The sequence below is a fragment of the Bradyrhizobium sp. CCGUVB4N genome, assembly GCF_024199945.1.
In the GTDB taxonomy this organism is placed as follows: Bacteria; Pseudomonadota; Alphaproteobacteria; order Rhizobiales; family Xanthobacteraceae; genus Bradyrhizobium.
On record NZ_JANADP010000001.1, the window covers coordinates 8,455,632 to 8,472,324 of the forward strand.

At 64.6% G+C, this 16,693-nt stretch carries 16 protein-coding genes; 11 read left to right on the forward strand and 5 right to left on the reverse strand.

Going from position 1 to position 16,693, the window contains the following annotated elements; all coding sequences use genetic code 11:
* Positions 1–154: 154 nt before the first annotated feature.
* The 4 genes from NLM31_RS39440 to NLM31_RS39455 all read left to right on the forward strand — a co-directional run bounded on the left by NLM31_RS39440 (position 155) and on the right by NLM31_RS39455 (position 5,156).
* Entirely contained in the window at positions 155–658 is a 504-nt protein-coding gene (locus NLM31_RS39440) for a hypothetical protein (protein ID WP_254134549.1), read from the forward strand.
* Between the two features lie 154 nt (positions 659–812).
* Positions 813–1,745, forward strand: coding sequence for a carboxylesterase family protein (locus tag NLM31_RS39445; RefSeq protein WP_309143733.1), 933 nt, complete (start codon positions 813–815; stop codon positions 1,743–1,745).
* A 499-nt stretch (positions 1,746–2,244) separates the two neighbouring features.
* Positions 2,245–3,699 (forward strand): FAD-dependent oxidoreductase, encoded by a 1,455-nt coding sequence (locus tag NLM31_RS39450; protein ID WP_254195729.1) that lies wholly within the window; start codon positions 2,245–2,247, stop codon positions 3,697–3,699.
* A gap of 221 nt (positions 3,700–3,920) precedes the next feature.
* On the forward strand, positions 3,921–5,156 hold the full coding sequence (locus NLM31_RS39455; RefSeq protein WP_254195730.1) for an ABC transporter substrate-binding protein: 1,236 nt from the start codon (positions 3,921–3,923) through the stop codon (positions 5,154–5,156).
* A gap of 220 nt (positions 5,157–5,376) precedes the next feature.
* On the opposite strand, the gene NLM31_RS39460 is transcribed toward NLM31_RS39455, so the two are convergent.
* A complete protein-coding gene (locus NLM31_RS39460; RefSeq protein ID WP_254195731.1) occupies positions 5,377–6,939 on the reverse strand; it encodes an adenylate/guanylate cyclase domain-containing protein in 1,563 nt (520 codons plus the stop codon).
* A 191-nt stretch (positions 6,940–7,130) separates the two neighbouring features.
* On the opposite strand from NLM31_RS39460, the gene NLM31_RS39465 reads away from it, so the two are divergent.
* Complete coding sequence (locus tag NLM31_RS39465) at positions 7,131–8,222, forward strand: enolase C-terminal domain-like protein (protein WP_254195732.1); 1,092 nt, start codon at positions 7,131–7,133, stop codon at positions 8,220–8,222.
* Between the two features lie 9 nt (positions 8,223–8,231).
* Here the strand turns inward: NLM31_RS39465 and NLM31_RS39470 are convergent, their stop codons facing one another.
* Complete coding sequence (locus tag NLM31_RS39470; protein ID WP_254195733.1) at positions 8,232–8,654, reverse strand: RidA family protein; 423 nt, start codon at positions 8,652–8,654, stop codon at positions 8,232–8,234.
* A gap of 210 nt (positions 8,655–8,864) precedes the next feature.
* On the reverse strand, positions 8,865–10,292 hold the full coding sequence (locus NLM31_RS39475) for a sulfatase-like hydrolase/transferase (protein ID WP_254195734.1): 1,428 nt from the start codon (positions 10,290–10,292) through the stop codon (positions 8,865–8,867).
* Positions 10,293–10,462: 170 nt separating this feature from the next.
* Between NLM31_RS39475 and NLM31_RS39480 the strand changes: the two genes are divergently transcribed.
* The 6 genes from NLM31_RS39480 to NLM31_RS39505 all read left to right on the forward strand — a co-directional run bounded on the left by NLM31_RS39480 (position 10,463) and on the right by NLM31_RS39505 (position 15,706).
* Positions 10,463–11,227: a FadR/GntR family transcriptional regulator gene (locus NLM31_RS39480; RefSeq protein ID WP_254195735.1), complete on the forward strand. Its 765-nt coding sequence runs from the start codon at positions 10,463–10,465 to the stop codon at positions 11,225–11,227.
* A 32-nt stretch (positions 11,228–11,259) separates the two neighbouring features.
* Complete coding sequence (locus NLM31_RS39485) at positions 11,260–12,612, forward strand: ABC transporter substrate-binding protein (RefSeq protein WP_254195736.1); 1,353 nt, start codon at positions 11,260–11,262, stop codon at positions 12,610–12,612.
* Between the two features lie 33 nt (positions 12,613–12,645).
* A complete protein-coding gene (locus tag NLM31_RS39490) occupies positions 12,646–13,521 on the forward strand; it encodes a carbohydrate ABC transporter permease (protein ID WP_254195737.1) in 876 nt (291 codons plus the stop codon).
* A complete protein-coding gene (locus NLM31_RS39495) occupies positions 13,518–14,345 on the forward strand; it encodes a carbohydrate ABC transporter permease (protein ID WP_254134560.1) in 828 nt (275 codons plus the stop codon). Before NLM31_RS39490 ends, NLM31_RS39495 begins: the two co-directional genes overlap by 4 nt.
* A 4-nt stretch (positions 14,346–14,349) precedes the next feature.
* Positions 14,350–15,141 (forward strand): shikimate dehydrogenase, encoded by a 792-nt coding sequence (locus tag NLM31_RS39500; protein WP_254195738.1) that lies wholly within the window; start codon positions 14,350–14,352, stop codon positions 15,139–15,141.
* Between the two features lie 73 nt (positions 15,142–15,214).
* Positions 15,215–15,706, forward strand: a complete 492-nt coding sequence (locus tag NLM31_RS39505; RefSeq protein ID WP_254195739.1) for an NUDIX hydrolase — start codon at positions 15,215–15,217, stop codon at positions 15,704–15,706.
* Between the two features lie 171 nt (positions 15,707–15,877).
* Here the strand turns inward: NLM31_RS39505 and NLM31_RS39510 are convergent, their stop codons facing one another.
* Both NLM31_RS39510 and NLM31_RS39515 read right to left on the reverse strand, forming a co-directional pair.
* Positions 15,878–16,144: a hypothetical protein gene (locus NLM31_RS39510; RefSeq protein ID WP_254196341.1), complete on the reverse strand. Its 267-nt coding sequence runs from the start codon at positions 16,142–16,144 to the stop codon at positions 15,878–15,880.
* On the reverse strand, positions 16,144–16,632 hold the full coding sequence (locus NLM31_RS39515; RefSeq protein WP_254195740.1) for an L-2-amino-thiazoline-4-carboxylic acid hydrolase: 489 nt from the start codon (positions 16,630–16,632) through the stop codon (positions 16,144–16,146). Before NLM31_RS39515 ends, NLM31_RS39510 begins: the two co-directional genes overlap by 1 nt.
* Between the last annotated feature and the right edge of the window lie 61 nt (positions 16,633–16,693).

Sequence of the window (16,693 nt, forward strand, 5' to 3'; positions counted from 1 at the left end):
GCCCCTCATGAGTACACGTTCTTGTTCGTCAAGTGACTTCGTCGCGTTCAACTCTCCCCGGCCCATGACTATAGCCCTCCCCCTCATGGGAAATCTGTCATAGGCTCCGACTGTCATGTGGCGGCAAAGCCGTGGCCTTCTAGGAGAAACGTCAATGAAAATTACGATGCCGGCCTGCCTCGCCTGTGCCGTCCTTGTCGTTGGCACCGCCCATGTCGCCACCGCTAACGGCGCCGGCGCCGCACCCTCCAAAGTCTCGGGCTCCACGGCGCTGGCGCTGGCCGGCGTGATCGCGCCGCTGTCGCCGCTCCTGTCGGGCGCCGAGAAGAAGGCGGTGGCGATGCTGTTCGCCGCCAATGCCGACATCCCCTACAAGAAGCCGATCGTGGTGACCGCGGACAGGATTGTCTGCCGCACCAGCAATGTCGACATCACCTTGCGCAACTGCGAGGTCACCTTCGGCAAGAAGGTCAGGAACGTGAACGGATCCACGGCCAACGAGATCTTCGCGACCGAGGCGCTGGCCGGCATTCCGCCCGATGGCGCGGCAGGATCGAATTTCGAGAGCCTGAGCAAGCTGAGCTGCACGATCGACCCCAATGCCATCAGGCAGAAGGACGGCAGCGGGGCGGATTGCACCTTCCAGCCGGCAGATTGAACCCCGGCGATGAGAGCGCGGACCAAGGGTGCCGTGAAATCGCCGCAAGAAGAACCAACAACACGAATCAAGAAGCCGAACTAATAAGGCGAATTGAAAAGACAGGCCAAACCGGCGCACCAATATGAAGCGCGCAAGGGCCGGCACCAAGATGATGAAGAATTGTCTCGCGTTTTTTCTTGTTCTGACCGTGACGGCGGCCTCTGCACATGGCCCGCTTCCGGCGAGCCGCATCGCGCCATCGGATCTCGTCCGGGTCGGCCTCACTGATAACGACACGACCGCCGGCGGCGTCGCGCGGCTGTGCGAGCAGGTCACTTTTTCGCGCGGCCTGCGCTATGGCGACAGCGAGGCCAATGTGCTCGACGTCGCGGTCAGCGACACCACCAAGGCGGACACGCCCCGGCCGGTGCTGCTGTTCGTGGCGGGCGACACCTTTACCGGCGACCGCGGCGCGCCGGACCTGTCCCGCGACATCCAGGACGAGGCCATGTGCTTCGCCGCGCGCAACGGCATGATCGGGGTGCGCGTGAATTATCGGCTCGCTCCGGCCGCGACCTGGCCGATGGGCGCGACCGATGTGGCGGCGGCGCTGTCCTGGATCCACGGCAATATCGACCTGTTCAACGGCGACGCGCGCGAGATCGTCGCGGTCGGCTATGGCGCCGGCGCCTTCCATGTCGCCACCCTGCTGGCGCATCCCGAGCTCCAGGCCGACCGCGCCGATGTCGCCGCCGTGGTGCTGGTGTCCGGCATCTACCGCGCCGGCAAGGACGCCAGTGACAATGAGAAGGCGTATCTCGGCACGGATGCCGCTCAATATGACAAGCGCTCGGTGTTTCCCGGCATCCTCAATGTCGACGCGCCGATCGTGCTGGCCTGGGCCGCGAACGATCCCGCGAGCCTCATCGCGCAGGGCGAGACCCTGAAGAAGACGCTCTGCGGCGCCGGCCACTGCCCACGCACCACGGTGCTGCGCAGCCGCGACGGCATCGCCGCAGCGTTCGGGCTGGATGGTTCGGGCGACAGTCTCGCCGAGCCGACGCTGCTGCTGGTGCATCAGCTGGAAGCGCGCGGGCTGCCGTAAGGGCGGCGCGCGACTCACCACTCACACCATTTGCTGGGCTACCCCTCTCCCCCGCCCTCCCCCACAAGGGGGGAGGGAGCGCAATGGCGCGTGTGGCTGCGCTGCGCGTTCACCGCTCGCGCACTTTGGATCGAGTCACGCGCAATAGGAAAGGTCTGTTCCCTCCCCCCTTGTGGGGGAGGGTTAGGGAGAGGGGTGCCACACGGGGACTCTCTCAATCGACAAAGTAGCGTTTCAGCACCATTCCTCATCCTGAGACTGAGGGCCCGCCAAAGGCGGGCGTCTCGAAGGATGGCCGCAGGGAAACTCGCTCCCGGACGCGAGAGGCTTGCGGGCCCGCATCAGGATCATCGCAGGACATCGAAGCGGTCGGAGAGGGCGGAGGTGCGCGTCACGTCGAGCGCCTCCCTCCAGATCATATATGTGGAGCGCAAGGCTCTTGCTTCAAGACCCCGCCTCCGCCGTAGAAGTCAGGCCCCCTACCAAACCGAGGCGGCAAATGACTGAACATGACGTGATCATCGTCGGCGGCGGCCCGACTGGATTGATGCTGGCCGGGGAGCTGGCGCTGGCCGGCGTGGACGTCGCGATCGTCGAGAGGCGTCCGAACCAGGACGTGGCGGGCTCGCGCGCAAGCGGTCTCCATCCACGGGCGATCGAGCTTCTCGATCAGCGCGGCATAGCCGACAGGTTCCTCCCGCTGGGAAACAAGCACTACGCCGTCGCGCTCGCGGGCATGGTCCTCGAGGCTCGCGACCGACCGACCCGTCACAACTACACGCTCGGGCTCTGGCAGGAAAAGATCGAACGCGGTCTCGCCGACTGGATCTCGGAACTCGCCGTGACGCTCTATCGAGGCTGCGAGATGGCGAGCTTTGTCGACACCGGGGAGCGCGTGGAGGTTCAGCTGACGGACGGGCGCAGGCTTGGTTCAAGCTACCTCGCCGGCTGCGACGGCGGCCGCAGCCTCGTGCGCAAGACCGCGTCGATCGGGTTTCCCGGATCGGAGCCACAGGCGAGCTACCTCATCTTCGAGGCCGACATCGCGGATGAGCCGCCACTTGGCATCCGCTATGGGGACCGCGGGCTGTATGCCCTGGGATGGCTCGACGGCGGCCCGCGCGTGCGTGGCATCGTGACGGAGCAGCGGATCGAACGGGGCGAACGCCCGACGGAAGCGGATCTCAGGGCGGCGCTCAGGGCTGCCTACGGATCGGATCTGGGCATCCGCGAGGTCACGTGGATGTCGCGGTTCACGGACGCGGCGCGGCAGGCGGAGGCGTACCGGAAGAACCGCATCCTGCTCGCCGGGGATGCCGCGCACATCCATTCCCCGGTTGGAGGACAGGGCCTGAATGTCGGACTGCAGGACGCCGTGAATCTCGGGTGGAAGCTGGCCCAGGTGGTGAAGGGGATCTCACCCGACGCCCTGCTGGACACCTATCACAGGGAGCGGCACCCGGTCGGGGCCGCGCTGCTCGAGCTGACGTTGGCGCTCACGGCTCTCAACCGCGGCGACGAACACACCACGGCCCTCCGGGGGCTCCTCGCCACGACCATGAAGATGGACGAGCCGAGAAGATGGTATTCCGCCAAGGTGTCCGGCCTCGACATCCGCTACGGTGAGGAGGGTTGCCATCCCTTGCTCGGCAGGCGCATGCCCGACCTCGACCTCGTCACCGCAGATGGCCCGACCCGCGTGTTCGAGCTGATGCGTGATGCGCGGCCGCTCTTCCTGACTCTCGGCGCGCCGGCGTGCGTCGTCCCGGCGCGATGGGACGAACGCGTCAGGCAGGTCAGTGCGACGTGCACGGGCGCCTGCGAGATGCCGGTGATCGGCGTCGTTCCGCCCCCTGCCGCCGTGCTCGTCCGGCCCGACGGGCATGTCGCCTGGGTCGGCACCGGCGACAGCGAAGGACTCGTGGAAGCGCTCGCGACCTGGTTCGGAGACTAGGAACGTGGCGGGCGGCCACTCTCACGATTTGCTGAGCCCCTCTCCCTCCCTTCCCCGGGGGAGAGGGGTACCGCACGGAGACTCTCTCAGTCGAGAGCGCGTCAACACGGCTGCCGCTTCGCTCGGGTGCCACAGGATTGCCAAACGCTTGACGTAGATCAACTCCACTGGGTGCGGAACGAGCCGACTTCGTTGGGGCCAACAACGACAAGGTGTCGAGCATGCGCGTCACCGGCAGACTGCTGTTCGTCTTGATTGCCGCTCTCGCCTCGCTCGGGGCGATGTCGCAGCAGCGCTCGGATCAACCCAATTCCGACTCCAGTCCCGACAAGGAAATCCGCATCGGCAACATCGTGCCCTATTCCGGGCCGCTCTCGGAATTCGGCGCGATCGGCAAGGCGGAGGCCGCCTATTTCGACATGGTCAACGATCGCGGCGGCATCAACGGCCGCAAGGTCCGCTTCATCACCCGCGACGACAATTCCGATCCCGCGGCCGCGCTGGACCTGACCCGCGATCTCGTCGAGAAGGACGACGTGCAGCTGATGTTCGGATCGTTCGGCACGCCCGGCAATATCGCCACGCGCTGGTATCTCAACGAGAAGAAAATCCCGCAGCTGTTCGTCGCTTCCGGCGACGAGGAGCTGAGCCAGGCCAAGGCGTTTCCCTGGACCATGGGCTGGCAGCCGCCATTCCGCTCCGAGGGACGCATCTACGCCAACTACATCCAGGCCTATTATCCGCGGAAGAAGATCGTGGTGCTCTGGCAGAACGACCAGTTCGGCCGCATGCTCTACAAGGGCATCCAGGAAGGACTGGGCGACCTCAACCGTCAGGTCCTCGTCGACGTCGCCTTCGACATCTCCGACGAGCATCTCGAAGGGCACGTCTCGATCCTCAAGCGCGCAGGCGCCGACATCTTCGTGTTTCTCGGCGTACCGTCGACCGCGGCCAAGGTGATCCAGCTGGCGGCGTCGCTGAACTGGCACCCGGTCGTCATCGTCAACGATGCTTCCGCCTCGATCGCCAATGCGATGGCGCCCGCGGGCCTGGAGAATTCGGCCGGCGTGATCTCGGCGGCGTTCCTGAAGGATCCGAGCGATCCCGCCTGGAAAGACGACCCCGCCATGAAGGACTGGTTCGCCTTCATGGACAAGTATCATCAGATCGAAAGCACCAACAACAGCGCGGCGCTCTATGGCTATGCGGCGGCAGAAGCGCTGACCAAGGTGCTGAGGCAATGCGGCGACGACCTGTCGCGCGAGAACATCATGCGCCAGGCGGCGTCGCTGCGGGATTACCACCCCTCCGTCGCGCTGCCCAACATCAGGATGAACACCTCGCCCGACAGCTACCTGCCGATCAAGCAGATGCGACTGGTGCAGTTCGACGGGCGGTCGTGGCAGCCATTTGGGGCGGTGATCGAGACGGCGTTCACGGAAGGCGCGGCAAGGTGAGGATTTCCGCGCGCACCTTTTGCTGAGCCACCCCTCTCCCCGCCCTCCCCCGCAAGGGGGGAGGGAGCGCAGCGGAGTGCGCGGCGACACTGTGCTCATCGCAAGCGCCCTAATGAATCGAGTCATCCGCCACAAGGAAGCTATGTTCCCTCCCCCCTTGCGGGGGAGGGTTAGGGAGAGGGGTACCACACAGGGACTCTCTCAATAGAACGACGCATCCTCACGCCGGCTTCAACGCGGCCAGCGCACTCTCCAGCAGCGAGCGCACGCGCGCGGCATCGCCGGACTTCACCACGACCGGATCGAGATAGAGCTCGAGCCCGGGCGCTCGCTCGGTGATCACCCCGCTCCGCTCGGTCGCCGCATCGTTGAGCGCATCGACCGAATAGGGAATCACCTCGCGGCTGATGCCCTTCATGGTAATCGCGGGCAGCGCGTGGGCGCGGACGATGTCGCTGACCAGCGCAAAACTCTCATAGCTCAGCACGATGCCGCCGGGCTCGGCGATCGACTGCAGCCGGGCGGCGAGGTTCGCCTCTGCGCCGATGATGGTGTAGTCCATGCGGTCGCTGCTGCCGAAATTGCCGACATTGCAATAACCGGAATTGATGCCCATGCGCGAGCGGAACGGCTGCTCGATGCCGGAGGCGCGCCACTTCGCATTGAGCTCGGTGAGACGCTGCTGCATGCGCCAGGCCATCTGCAGGCAGGCCTGCGCGTCGGCGCGGTCGCCCTTGGTCTCGGGATCGCCGAAGAAGATCAGCATGGCGTCACCGATGAACTTGTCGACGGTGCCGCCATGTTCATGCGCGATCGCCGACATCTCCGTGAAATATTCGTTGAGCAGCTGGGTCAGCAATTCCGGCTGCAGCCGCTCGGTGGTAGCGGTGAAGTTCTGGATGTCGGAGAAGAAGATCGTGAGCTTCTTGCGCTCGGTGTGGATGGTGACGTCCTTCTGGCCCGAGAAAATGCTCTTGTAGACCTGCGGCGGGATGTAGCGCGAGATCTTCATCGACAGCGAGGCGAGGAAGTCGTTGGCGGATTCGAGCTCCTTGTTCATGCCCTTGATGCGGCGTGCCTGACGGCGCTGCAACGACAGGAAGGAAAGTCCGCTGCCGGCGGCGATCAGGAAATAGGCCAGCAGAAACTTGAACGAGAAGATGTTGGCGGCGATCGGCTGGGCGATGATGACTTCCTGGATGCCGCGGACGTCGCCCACCTTCCAGTCCTTCTTCGGGCTTTCGGGGTGGCTGTTGTGGCAGCTGACGCAGGCCGGGCCCATGATGACGGGCGCGACCAGGCGGACCTTGTCGGAGAAGAGCGAGGTTTCGGTGTCGACGATCTTCTGCTCGGGATCGGCGCGCAGCGCGGCCAGCGCATCCTTCTCGAACTTGTCGAGCTGGTGCGGGGCGCGGTTCTGGAACGGGAAGTCCGAGACGAAGCGGTAGGTGATGTTCTCCTGCTGCGCGCCGATGACACGGCCGAGCTCGAGCGACAGCGTCGCCGGGATCGGGATCGCACCGGGGACGGATTCGTAGTTGTGAACGACCTTGGTCGAACCGTTCGGGTTCGCCAGCACGCGCCCGACCACGTTGGACGCATAGTAGCTGCGCACGCTCGATATGACCGAATTGAGATCGGCGGTTTGCCGGCGAAGCGCGGTCTTGTTCAGCTCCGTCAGGTCCAGCCACACGGCCAGCGGCAGCGCGAGCAGAAGGAAGGCGACCACGGCTCCAATGAGGATGCCGTGCTTGCGCTGCTCTTCGGAGATCTCTTGTTTCACTTGATGGCTCCGTTGTGTGCGTTCTTGTCGCGAATCCCCGGGATTTGCGGCACAGCATGCGGCCTGCACAGAGCCCATAAACGCGCGCCCGCGCAACCCCATTTTATGGTGGTCGGGCCAGGCACCTTTTCGTTTCATGACGAATGTTTAAGATCGGGCATGAACCTGCATTCATGCCGCCGGGAGATCCCATGACCGAAACCATCCGCATCAAGCGCTTCAACGCGCGCCCCGTGATCGTGCCGATGAACTTGCCGCTTCTGACCTCGACCGGCGCGGTGGCGAAAGCGCCGCTGGTGCTGATCGATTGCGAAACCGACCAGGGTGCGATCGGGCACGCCTATCTGTTCTCGATCACGCCGTCGGCACTGAAGCCGCTGACCGCGATGGTCACGGAAATGTCGGAGCTGCTCGCCGGCGACGAGTTGCTGCCGTTCGAGATCGAGCGCAAGCTGACCCAGCGCTTCACCCTGCTCGGGCTCGCCGGCCTGCAACGGCTGGCGCAATCCGGCATCGACATGGCGGCGTGGGACGCGTTGGCCCGCGCCCGTGGACTGCCATTGGCGCGGCTGCTTGGGGGCGCGCCGAAGCCGGTGAAAGCCTACAATTCGAAGGGGCTCGGCATCATGCCGGCGGGCGCCGCGGTCGAGGAAGCCCACAAGCTGCTGGCCGAGGGCTTTCACGCCGCGAAGATCCGCGTCGGCCGGCCCGATGCGCGCGACGATCTCGCCGTGGTGCGCGCGGTGCGCAAGGCCGTCGGCGACGAGGTGACGCTGATGTGCGACTACAATCAGGCGCTGACGGTGACCGAAGCGATCCGGCGCGGCGAGATGCTCGACGACGAAGGCCTGACCTGGATCGAGGAGCCGATCCGTCACGATGATTACGAGGGCAACGCCCGCATTGCGGACGCGCTGCGCACGCCGGTCCAGATCGGCGAGAACTTTGACAGCGCATTTTCGATGCAGGCTGCGCTGTCGGCCGAGGCCTGCGACTACGTGATGCCCGACGTGCAGCGCATCGGCGGTGTCACCGGCTGGCTACGCGCCGCGTCACTGGCGCATGCCGCCGGCATCGAGATGTCGACACATCTGTTCTCGGAGGTCAGCGCGCATCTGCTGTGCGTGACACCGACTGCGCATTGGCTGGAATATGTCGACTGGGCCGACGCGGTGCTTTCGACGCGGTTGACAATCAAAGACGGGTTTGCGCTGCCGAGCGAGGAGCCCGGCAACGGGATTGCGTGGGACGAGGCGGCGGTTGCAAAATATCTCGTCGCATAAGGCAGCCTGCTACGACCGAACGGCGGCAATCATGCTCAGCTCGACCGGAGCACCCCGCGGCAGCTCGGCGACGCCGACGGATGTGCGCGTGTGACGACCGCGATCGCCGAGGCGCTCGATCAGCCGGTCGGAGGCTCCGTTCATGACTTGCGACTGCTGGGTAAATCCAGGCGCTGAAGCGACGTATCCGACGAGCTGCAGGACCTGGACGATCCTGTCCTCTCCGCCCGTTGCGTGGCTGATGGCCGCAATGCAGAGATCGGCACAGAGGGCTGCGGCCTCCTGTGCGGCCCCGATATCGACACCTGCGCCGACCTTGCCCGCGTACAGCAGATCTTCGCCGCGACGCGGCAGCTGACCACTGACATACGCAAGCCCGCCATGAATGATCACCGGCAAGTAGTTTCCGCCAGGTTTGTTCACGCTGCTCATGTCAATAACCCACCCTCTTTTTCACATCCGGCGGCGCGACACTTCTCGACGAACGCCGCAACATCGACCTCCCAAGGCTCATGGCCGTGGTGGATGAGCGGACAATGGCAGGCGGCCGGTAGCGGATCAAGACTTGCGCGCATCGCCGTCTCATCGCCCTCATTGCGAGGAATGCGCTCGGAATGACAGGACGGATGATGCGGTGAAATCTCACCGCGCTGCGGCGTTCAGGTCCATCGTCTCGAGCAGGCTGTTCTGGCGCCAGTCGATGAAGGCATCCTTGAGGCGGCTAATCTCACTGGCATGCTCGCCCACGCCCCAGAGATTGTGCTGCTCGAGCGGGTCGCTGGCGAGATCGAACAATTGCCCGTCCTCGGCGCCGTGGATGAACACGACCTTCCAGCGGTCGTCGCGCACCATCGTGATCAGCCTTGCGCCGGTCATGGCGACGTCGCCGGCCTGCTCCGAGAAGACGAAGTCGCGGCCGGTCCAGTCCTCGCCCTTCAGCGCCGGCAGCAGGCTGCGCGCCTGGAACGGCTTTGGATGCTCTGCGCCGGCGAGATCGAGAATGGTGGGCGCGAGATCGAACAGCTGGCACTTCTCGCGGATGCGGCGGCCGTCGGAAAACAGGCTCGGCGACCAGAACAGCAGAGGGATGCGCGTCACCGGCTCGTACATCGACCATTTCTGGCTCAGCCCGTGCTCGCCGAGATTGTCGCCATGGTCGGACATGAAGATGACGACGCAATTGTCGAGATAGCCCTTGGTGTCGAGCATCTCGATCAGGCGGCCGATCTGCTCGTCGATCATGGTGACGTTGGCATAGTAGTGCGCGCGCAGGCGGCGCATCTCTTCATGCGTGGGCGCGAGCTTCCATGACACGGCGTCGTGGTCCACTTCCGTGTCGTGGCGGCGCTTCTCCTTCAGATAGGCCGGCAGGCCCTCAATCTCGGCCTCGGTCGGCTGCGGCACCGGAAGGTCGTTGCGGGCGAGATAGTGCTCCAGATATTCCGGCAGCGGGTCATAGGGCGGATGCGGGCCGGGCAGGCCGATCTGCATGAACAGCGCCTCCGGCCTGGGGCGCGTCTCCAGCCACCACATCGCGGTTTCGGCGACGAAGATGTCCGGATGCAGCGATTTCGGCATCTCCCAGGTGAAGGCGCCCATGCGGTCGCCATAATCAGGCAGGCTGCGATAGCCGGCGCGCGAGGGCTTGGTCAGCTTGTGCGCGGCAAAGGCCTTGTCGAGCTCGTCGGCGAACCAGCGGCCCTCGAAGAAGCGGTCCTTGTTCTCGACCACGAAACGCTCGTGGAAGCCGGCCTTCGCGTCGTAGGGGATGGTGTGCATCTTGCCGACATTGACGCAGTGATAGCCGACCTCGCCGAGCTTGCTCACCCAGGTCTTCTGCCAGTGCTGCCCGTTCTTCAGCACGCCCGAGGCGTGCGGATAGAGTCCGGAGAACAGCGCCGCGCGCGACGGCACGCAGCTCGGCGCATTGATGAAGCAATTGTCGAAATAGACGCCTTCGCGCACCAGGCGGTCGAGATTCGGCGTCTTCATGTAGGGATGGCCCGTCGCGGCGATCGTGTCGAAGCGCTGCTGGTCGGTCATGACCAGGATGATGTGGGGCTTTGTCACGATTGCTTTGTCCTGCGCGGCGATGAGTCAATGGAAAATATGTCTGACATAATAATTCTTGTCAAACCAGCCCTGGTTTGATTATCTGCGACAGGACGCACGATTTGGCGCGCTTCTCCTCTGTCACACGTAATAAATCAGACATTTTATTCCACGAATCCGGGATCACCGTGGCAAAATCTCCTCACAAGGACAGCCCGCAATCGAGCACCCAGGTCGCCCGCGAAGTGGCGCGGATGATCCTGACCGGGGTCTGGCGCGAGGGCACCACGCTGCCGCGCGAGATCGAGCTGGCGTCCCGCTTCGATGTCAGCCGCGCCTCGATCCGCGAAGCGCTGTCGCTGCTTAAAGCGAAAGGACTGATCGCCTCGAAGCAGAAGGCCGGCACCCATGTGCGGGCGCGGTTCGACTGGAACATGCTCGACGAGGAGTTGCTGAACTGGACGCTGTCGGCGCTGCCGACGCAGGAGTTCGCCAAGCAGATTCTGGAGGTTCGCCGGATCGTCGAGCCCGAAGCCTGCGCCATCTGCGCCGTGCGCGGCACCGACGAGGATTTTGCCCGGATCGAGCGCGCCTATCGCGGCATGGATGCGGCCGGCATGGACCGTGTCGCCTATGCCGAGCCCGACCTGCAATTCCACCGCGGCATTCTCATCGCCACCGGCAACGATTTCCTGATCGCCTTCGGCGCGACGGTCGCAGCCGCCTTGCGGATGTCGTTCGATTTGTCGAGCACCAATCCGGGCGCCCCGCGGAAAAGCCTGCCGTATCACCGCGCCGTGCTCGACGAGATCTGGGCACGCAACGCCGACGGCGCACGCCAGGCCATGCACAAGCTGATGGATCTCACCGAACAGAACATCGTCACGGCCATGTCGCGTCAGAAGAAAAAGGACGCCGAGGACGAGACCGTCCGCACCAAGCGGACGCGTTGAAGCCGACAAAAATAGTAATGAGGGAGAACGTCATGACAAACGCACCGCGCGCGAGCTCGATCACCCGCCGCAAACTGCTGAAAGCGAGCGCTGCCGGCGCCGCGCTGGCCGCATTCCCCGCGCCGCTGATCGCGCAGACGAAGCCGTTTGCCGGTGTCACCCTGCACGGCGCCTCGTTCCAGCACCGCTTCTTCACGCTGCTGGCGAAATACATTCCCGAGTTCGAGGACAAGACCGGCATGAAGGTCGACCTCCAGCTCTCGGCCCTGCCCGTCTACAACCAGCAGGCCAATCTCGAACTGTCCTCGGGCGGCTCGGCCTATGATTTCGTCAACGTCACCTTCACGCTCGCGACCCGCTGGATCGCAGCAGGCCTGCTCGCCAATCTCGACGAGTTCACGGGCGACGCCAACCTGACGCCGGCCGAGTGGAATCCGAAGGACTTCGTCGACGGTGCACAGGTGCCCTATCGCGACGCGAAGGGCGCGACCTACGGCTATTCCTGGGAAGGCGGCGCGATGCTGATGGGTCTGTCGCGGATGGACCTGATGGAGAAGAAGGGGCTGAAGATCCCCAAGACCTTCGCCGAACTGCAGCAGGTCTGCGCCGAGATCAACGGCACCGATGGCGTCAGCGGCCTGGTGTCGTGGTTCCTGCACAACTGGAATCTGCCGCCCTACATCCAGGGTTTTGGCGGCAACATCTTCAGGAATCCGCCCGGCGACGTCATGCCGGCGCTGAACACGCCCGAGGCGATCCAGGGCGTCGAGTTCTATGCGAAGCTGCTGAAGAACGCGCCTACGGGCGTTCTGACCTACACCGAGGATCAGGCACGGCAAGCGATGCTGACCGGCCGTGCCAACATCTTCATCCACTCCAGCGCCTGGGTGACGCCGATCCTGCTCTCCGACGAGAGCAAGGTGAAGGAGACCTCGCGCGTGGTGCGTTCGCCCGCAGGTCCCGTGCACGATTATCCGGCCTCGAACAGCCAGGGCCTCGGCATTCCCAAGAACGCCAAGAACCAGAAAGCCGCGTGGGAATTCATCAAATGGGCGCTCTCGCCGGAGATCTCGATGAAGCTCGTGCGGGAGCACGGCCATTCCTCGGTCTGCCGCCGCTCGATCATCACCAGCGACGACTATCGCAAGCTCAACACGGTGAACGGCCAGGACCTCGGCGCGCTCTATCTCGAGGTGCTGGAGCAGCCCGGCAAGGGCGAGAACTACATGGCCTATCGGACGTCGAAGGAATTTCCGATCGTCGGCGACGTCCTCAACAAGGCGTTCGAGCAGGTCGCCACCGGGCAACTGCCGGCCAAGGACGCCATGAACGCGGCCCAGGACCAGGCCATCGCCGCACTCCGCCGCGCCGGGACGAAGCTTTGAGCGAGAGCGGAATTGACCGAGAGCGGAATTGACTTGGAGCGCCGAAGGTTCATCGCCTTCGCGCTCACCCCGAGCCTGATCGTGCTGTTCGCGGTGGCGGTGCTGCCGGCGATCTATCTGATCGTGACGAGTCTGACGCCGTTCCAGCTGACGACGCCGGGCTCGGCCACCGATTTCAGCGAGCCGTTCCGCAATTATGGCCTGCTGCCGGGCGATCCCCGCTTCGTCAACTCGCTGGCGGTGCAGGCCAAGCTGTCGGTCGCGAGCGTGCTGTTCCAGGTGCTGCTCGGCATGCTGCTGGCGCTGCTGCTGAACGTGCCTTCACGCTTTGTCGAATTCGCGCGCACCTTCTTCCTCATCCCGATGGTGCTGCCGCCGATCGTGGTCGCGGTGATCTGGAAGCTGATCTACGCGCCCGACATCAGCCCGCTCTACTACGCGGCTCAAGCGCTGCACGTCACGCTGCCGGCGCTGACATCGAGCGTCGACTTCGCGCTGACCGCGATCGTCATCGCCGACACCTGGGAATGGACGCCCTTCACCTTCCTGATGGTGCTGGCCGCGCTGCAGACCATTCCCGACGAATATTCGGAAGCCGCTCTCGTCGACGGCGCCAACAAGCTGCAGATCTTCTGGTACGTCACGCTGCCCTTCATCACGCCGATCCTGGTGATCTCCGGCATGTTCCGCCTGATCGACAGCGTGAAAGCGTTTCCGCTGATCTTCCTGTTGACCGGCGGCGGCCCCGGCACGGTGACGGAAGTCACGAACTACTATGCTTATCTCCTCGCCTTCGACACCAACGAGATCGGCTATTCCAGCGCGGTCACCGTGGTGATGCTGCTGCTGGTCTGCGGCATCAGCCTGGGGCTGGTCTGGATGGGCCGGCGCAAGGAAGCACTGGCATGAGCGAGTCGTCACTGCGCAAGGCAACGCCGGGCCGGTTGGTCGCGATCACCGTCACGCTCCTCATTCTGCTGTCGCCGTTCCTGTGGCTGCTGCAGATGAGTTTCAAGACCAACGACGAGATCCTGCAGTTCCCGCCGCCGCTGATCTTCACGCCGACGCTGCAGAATTACATCTCGCTCTGGCACAGCGCGTTCTCGGCCTCGTTCGTCAACAGCCTGTTGAGCGCATCACTCTCGACCGCGCTCGCGCTACTGTTCGGCGTGCCCGCGGCCTACGCGCTGTCGCGCTGGGCCGGGCGCGGCAAGCATGCGCTCTCCTTTGCGATCCTGGTGACACGCATGGCGCCGCCGATCGCGTTCACGATTCCCTTCTTTCTGTTCTATCGCTGGATCGGCTTGCTCGACACCATCACCGGCCTCGTGCTGGTCTACACCAGCTTCAACCTGCCGCTGGTGATCTGGATGATGCAGCCGTTCTTCGACACCATCCCGGTCTCGCTGGAGGAAGCGGCGCTGGTCGACGGCGCGCGGACGCGCACGGTGTTCACCAAGATCGTGCTGCCGATGGTGACGCCCGGCATCGCCGCGACCGCGATCCTGTGCTTCCTCTACGCCTGGAACGACTTCTTCTTCGCGCTGATCCTGACCCGCACCAATGCGCGTACCGCGCCGGTCGCCGTCGTCAACTTCATGAATTACGAGGGCTGGGAATGGGGTAAGATCGCCGCCGGCGGCTCGCTGGTGATGGCGCCGGTTCTGATCTTCTCGCTCGCGGTGCGCCGCTATCTCGTCTCCGGGCTCACGGCTGGTGCCGTCAAAGGCTGACCTCATGAAATATCCGACCGGCGCCTCGCGCACCGTTTTCATCCTCGCCCACCCCTCCAGCCATGTCGCCGCGCCGCGCTACTACACGCCCTATTTCGAAGAGCAGGGCCTCGACTGGCACATGGTGGTGATGGACGTGGCGCCGAAGCATCTCGTCGAGACCATCCGAACCTTGGCCAAATCGCCGAGCACCGCCGGCTTCAACATCACCATCCCGCACAAGCCGGCCGCGTTCGAGCTCTGCGACGAGGTCGGGCCCGCAGCAAGCTTCGAGGGCGTGGTCAACACGATCCGCATCGAGGCGAGCGGAAAACTCGTCGGCGAGTCCTACGACGGCGAAGGCTTCCTGAATGCCGCACGCGAGGCCGGCATTTTCGACCCCGACCGCCGCATCGTGGTGATCGGCGCAGGCGGCGCCGGCCGCGCGATCTGCCATGGGCTGGCGGCGGGAGGTGTGAGGCGGTTGCGCATTCTCAACGAGGTGCCCGGCCCGGTCGAGACGCTTGCGGCAAAGCTCCGCGGCCAATTTCCCGGTCTCGATATCGACCTCGAGACGCGCTTCGACGATGCCGGTCTTTGCGTCAATGCGACCTCGCTCGGCCTGAAGGCGACCGATGCCTTGCCGATGGACCCGGCAAAACTGCCGAAGGATTGCGCCGTATTCGACATCATCGCCGGCCGGCGAACCGGCTTCATGGAAGCCTGCGCGGCGCGTGGGCTGAAGGTCGTCGACGGCGTGGCGATGATCCGGCAGCAGCTGCCGCTGCAGACGGCGTTCTGGCGGGGCGAGGCCTAGGTACCGATGACGGGGAGACATTTGCGCCTCCTCCCTCGTTGCGAAAGCATGTGGCACCGACTATCGATGGCCCATGACCACATGGCGCCCTCATCCCCATATCCGCGTCGTCGCGATCGGCCTGCACTGGCGGGACGGGCGGCTGCTTGCGGCTGAGGTGCGCGACGATTCGGGCCGGATCAAGGGCGTGCGCCCGCTCGGCGGCGAGATCGAGTTCGGCGAAAGCTGGCGGACTGCGCTCGCGCGCGAGTTCAACGAAGAGCTCGGCATCGACATCACCATCACAGGCGAACCGCTGATGATGGAGAACATCTATGTCCACGAGGGCGCGACCGGGCACGAGGTGATGTTCATCGCCGAGGTCGCGTTTCCGCAGCACGCGTTCGCCGGCCAGGACCGCATCGACTTCCGCGAGGATAATGGCGAGGAGATCGTCGCCCGCTGGTTCGACCTCGCCGATCTCGACGTGCCTGACGGACCGAGCCTCTATCCGGGCGGACTCAAAGACCTGCTGCTCGCAGCCAGGGATGGCACAGCGGCGAAACTCCCAACCCCGTCATCCTGAGGTGCGAGTGGCGCGGTGCGAAGCAATCGCGCCGGGAGCCTCGAAGGATGAGCGGCCCGATGCGGCAGCCGGGCTGTCGCCCTTCGAGGGCCGCTGAAGAAGCGGCCACCTCAGGGTGACGATCAGGCAGACGCGGTCACATCCGCACTGTTCTCGCAACGAGCCAACCTCCTACCATGTCTCCGCGCCGGGGATTTTCTTGCGGACCGCCATACGCTGGATCCAGATGCAGCGACGGACGGATCTGTTGGAACGGCCGACGGCGGATATGCCCTCGCCGGCCTGAAGCAGCGGCGCCACGCTCTCGCGCACCGCGCGGCAGCGCTGCATCTCGGCCTGCCAATCGATGATCGCCGCATTGGCGCTCGAGGCCGTCAGCGCGAGAGCCGTCACGGCAAGACAAATCCCAAAACAAGTCCCAAGACAAATCGTCCGCATCATTCACTGTCCCTTCCCTTCGATCCGTCCGCAACGCGCCGGTAGCGGAAGTCGCAATGATCGGCGCCTTGCATGATGGTCTGCGTCCGCGTGAGCCTGACGTCGGGGCCGAACCCTTCGGCTGTCGCAAAATCGGCGGTGCAGACCATGAGGAAGCCGAGCTCCGGCTCGCCGAGCGCCTTGTAGAACTCGGCATAGGCGCATCGCTTCACGTCGAACGCGAATGCGTCCTGCGTCTGCTCGATCACGTCATAGGCGAGCGCGTCGTCCCGCGCGTAGGTCTTGAAGGCGGAGGCGACGGCCTGACCGAGATTGGCCTCGTTCTTCGCCGTCCAAAAGGCCTCGCCGAAGCCGCGATAGAGATCGCCGAGCGTTTTGCGCACCAGCGCATTCGCGCGCGCCTCGCCGAGTTCGGCCTGCAGCGCCTTGACCAGCGGCACCAGCACCTGCGCCTGGATCTTTGCCTGTTCGATGACGGATATGCTCATGGGGTCGCCTGCTCGTCTTCGGTGCTTCGATGAGAACCAGATCTGGCGCGGGCCTCACGCC

Bases quoted from the DNA above. Each gene is read 5' to 3' on its own strand.
- NLM31_RS39445 (WP_309143733.1), top strand. From the start codon at position 813: ATGAAGAATTGTCTCGCGTTTTTTCTTGTTCTGACCGTGACGGCGGCC.
- NLM31_RS39510 (WP_254196341.1), bottom strand. From the start codon at position 16,144: ATGCGGACGATTTGTCTTGGGACTTGTTTTGGGATTTGTCTTGCCGTG.
- NLM31_RS39450 (WP_254195729.1), top strand. From the start codon at position 2,245: ATGACTGAACATGACGTGATCATCGTCGGCGGCGGCCCGACTGGATTG.
- NLM31_RS39465 (WP_254195732.1), top strand. From the start codon at position 7,131: ATGACCGAAACCATCCGCATCAAGCGCTTCAACGCGCGCCCCGTGATC.
- NLM31_RS39485 (WP_254195736.1), top strand. From the start codon at position 11,260: ATGACAAACGCACCGCGCGCGAGCTCGATCACCCGCCGCAAACTGCTG.
- NLM31_RS39515 (WP_254195740.1), bottom strand. From the start codon at position 16,632: ATGAGCATATCCGTCATCGAACAGGCAAAGATCCAGGCGCAGGTGCTG.
- NLM31_RS39505 (WP_254195739.1), top strand. From the start codon at position 15,215: ATGACCACATGGCGCCCTCATCCCCATATCCGCGTCGTCGCGATCGGC.
- NLM31_RS39470 (WP_254195733.1), bottom strand. From the start codon at position 8,654: ATGAGCAGCGTGAACAAACCTGGCGGAAACTACTTGCCGGTGATCATT.
- NLM31_RS39495 (WP_254134560.1), top strand. From the start codon at position 13,518: ATGAGCGAGTCGTCACTGCGCAAGGCAACGCCGGGCCGGTTGGTCGCG.
- NLM31_RS39455 (WP_254195730.1), top strand. From the start codon at position 3,921: ATGCGCGTCACCGGCAGACTGCTGTTCGTCTTGATTGCCGCTCTCGCC.
- NLM31_RS39440 (WP_254134549.1), top strand. From the start codon at position 155: ATGAAAATTACGATGCCGGCCTGCCTCGCCTGTGCCGTCCTTGTCGTT.
- NLM31_RS39500 (WP_254195738.1), top strand. From the start codon at position 14,350: ATGAAATATCCGACCGGCGCCTCGCGCACCGTTTTCATCCTCGCCCAC.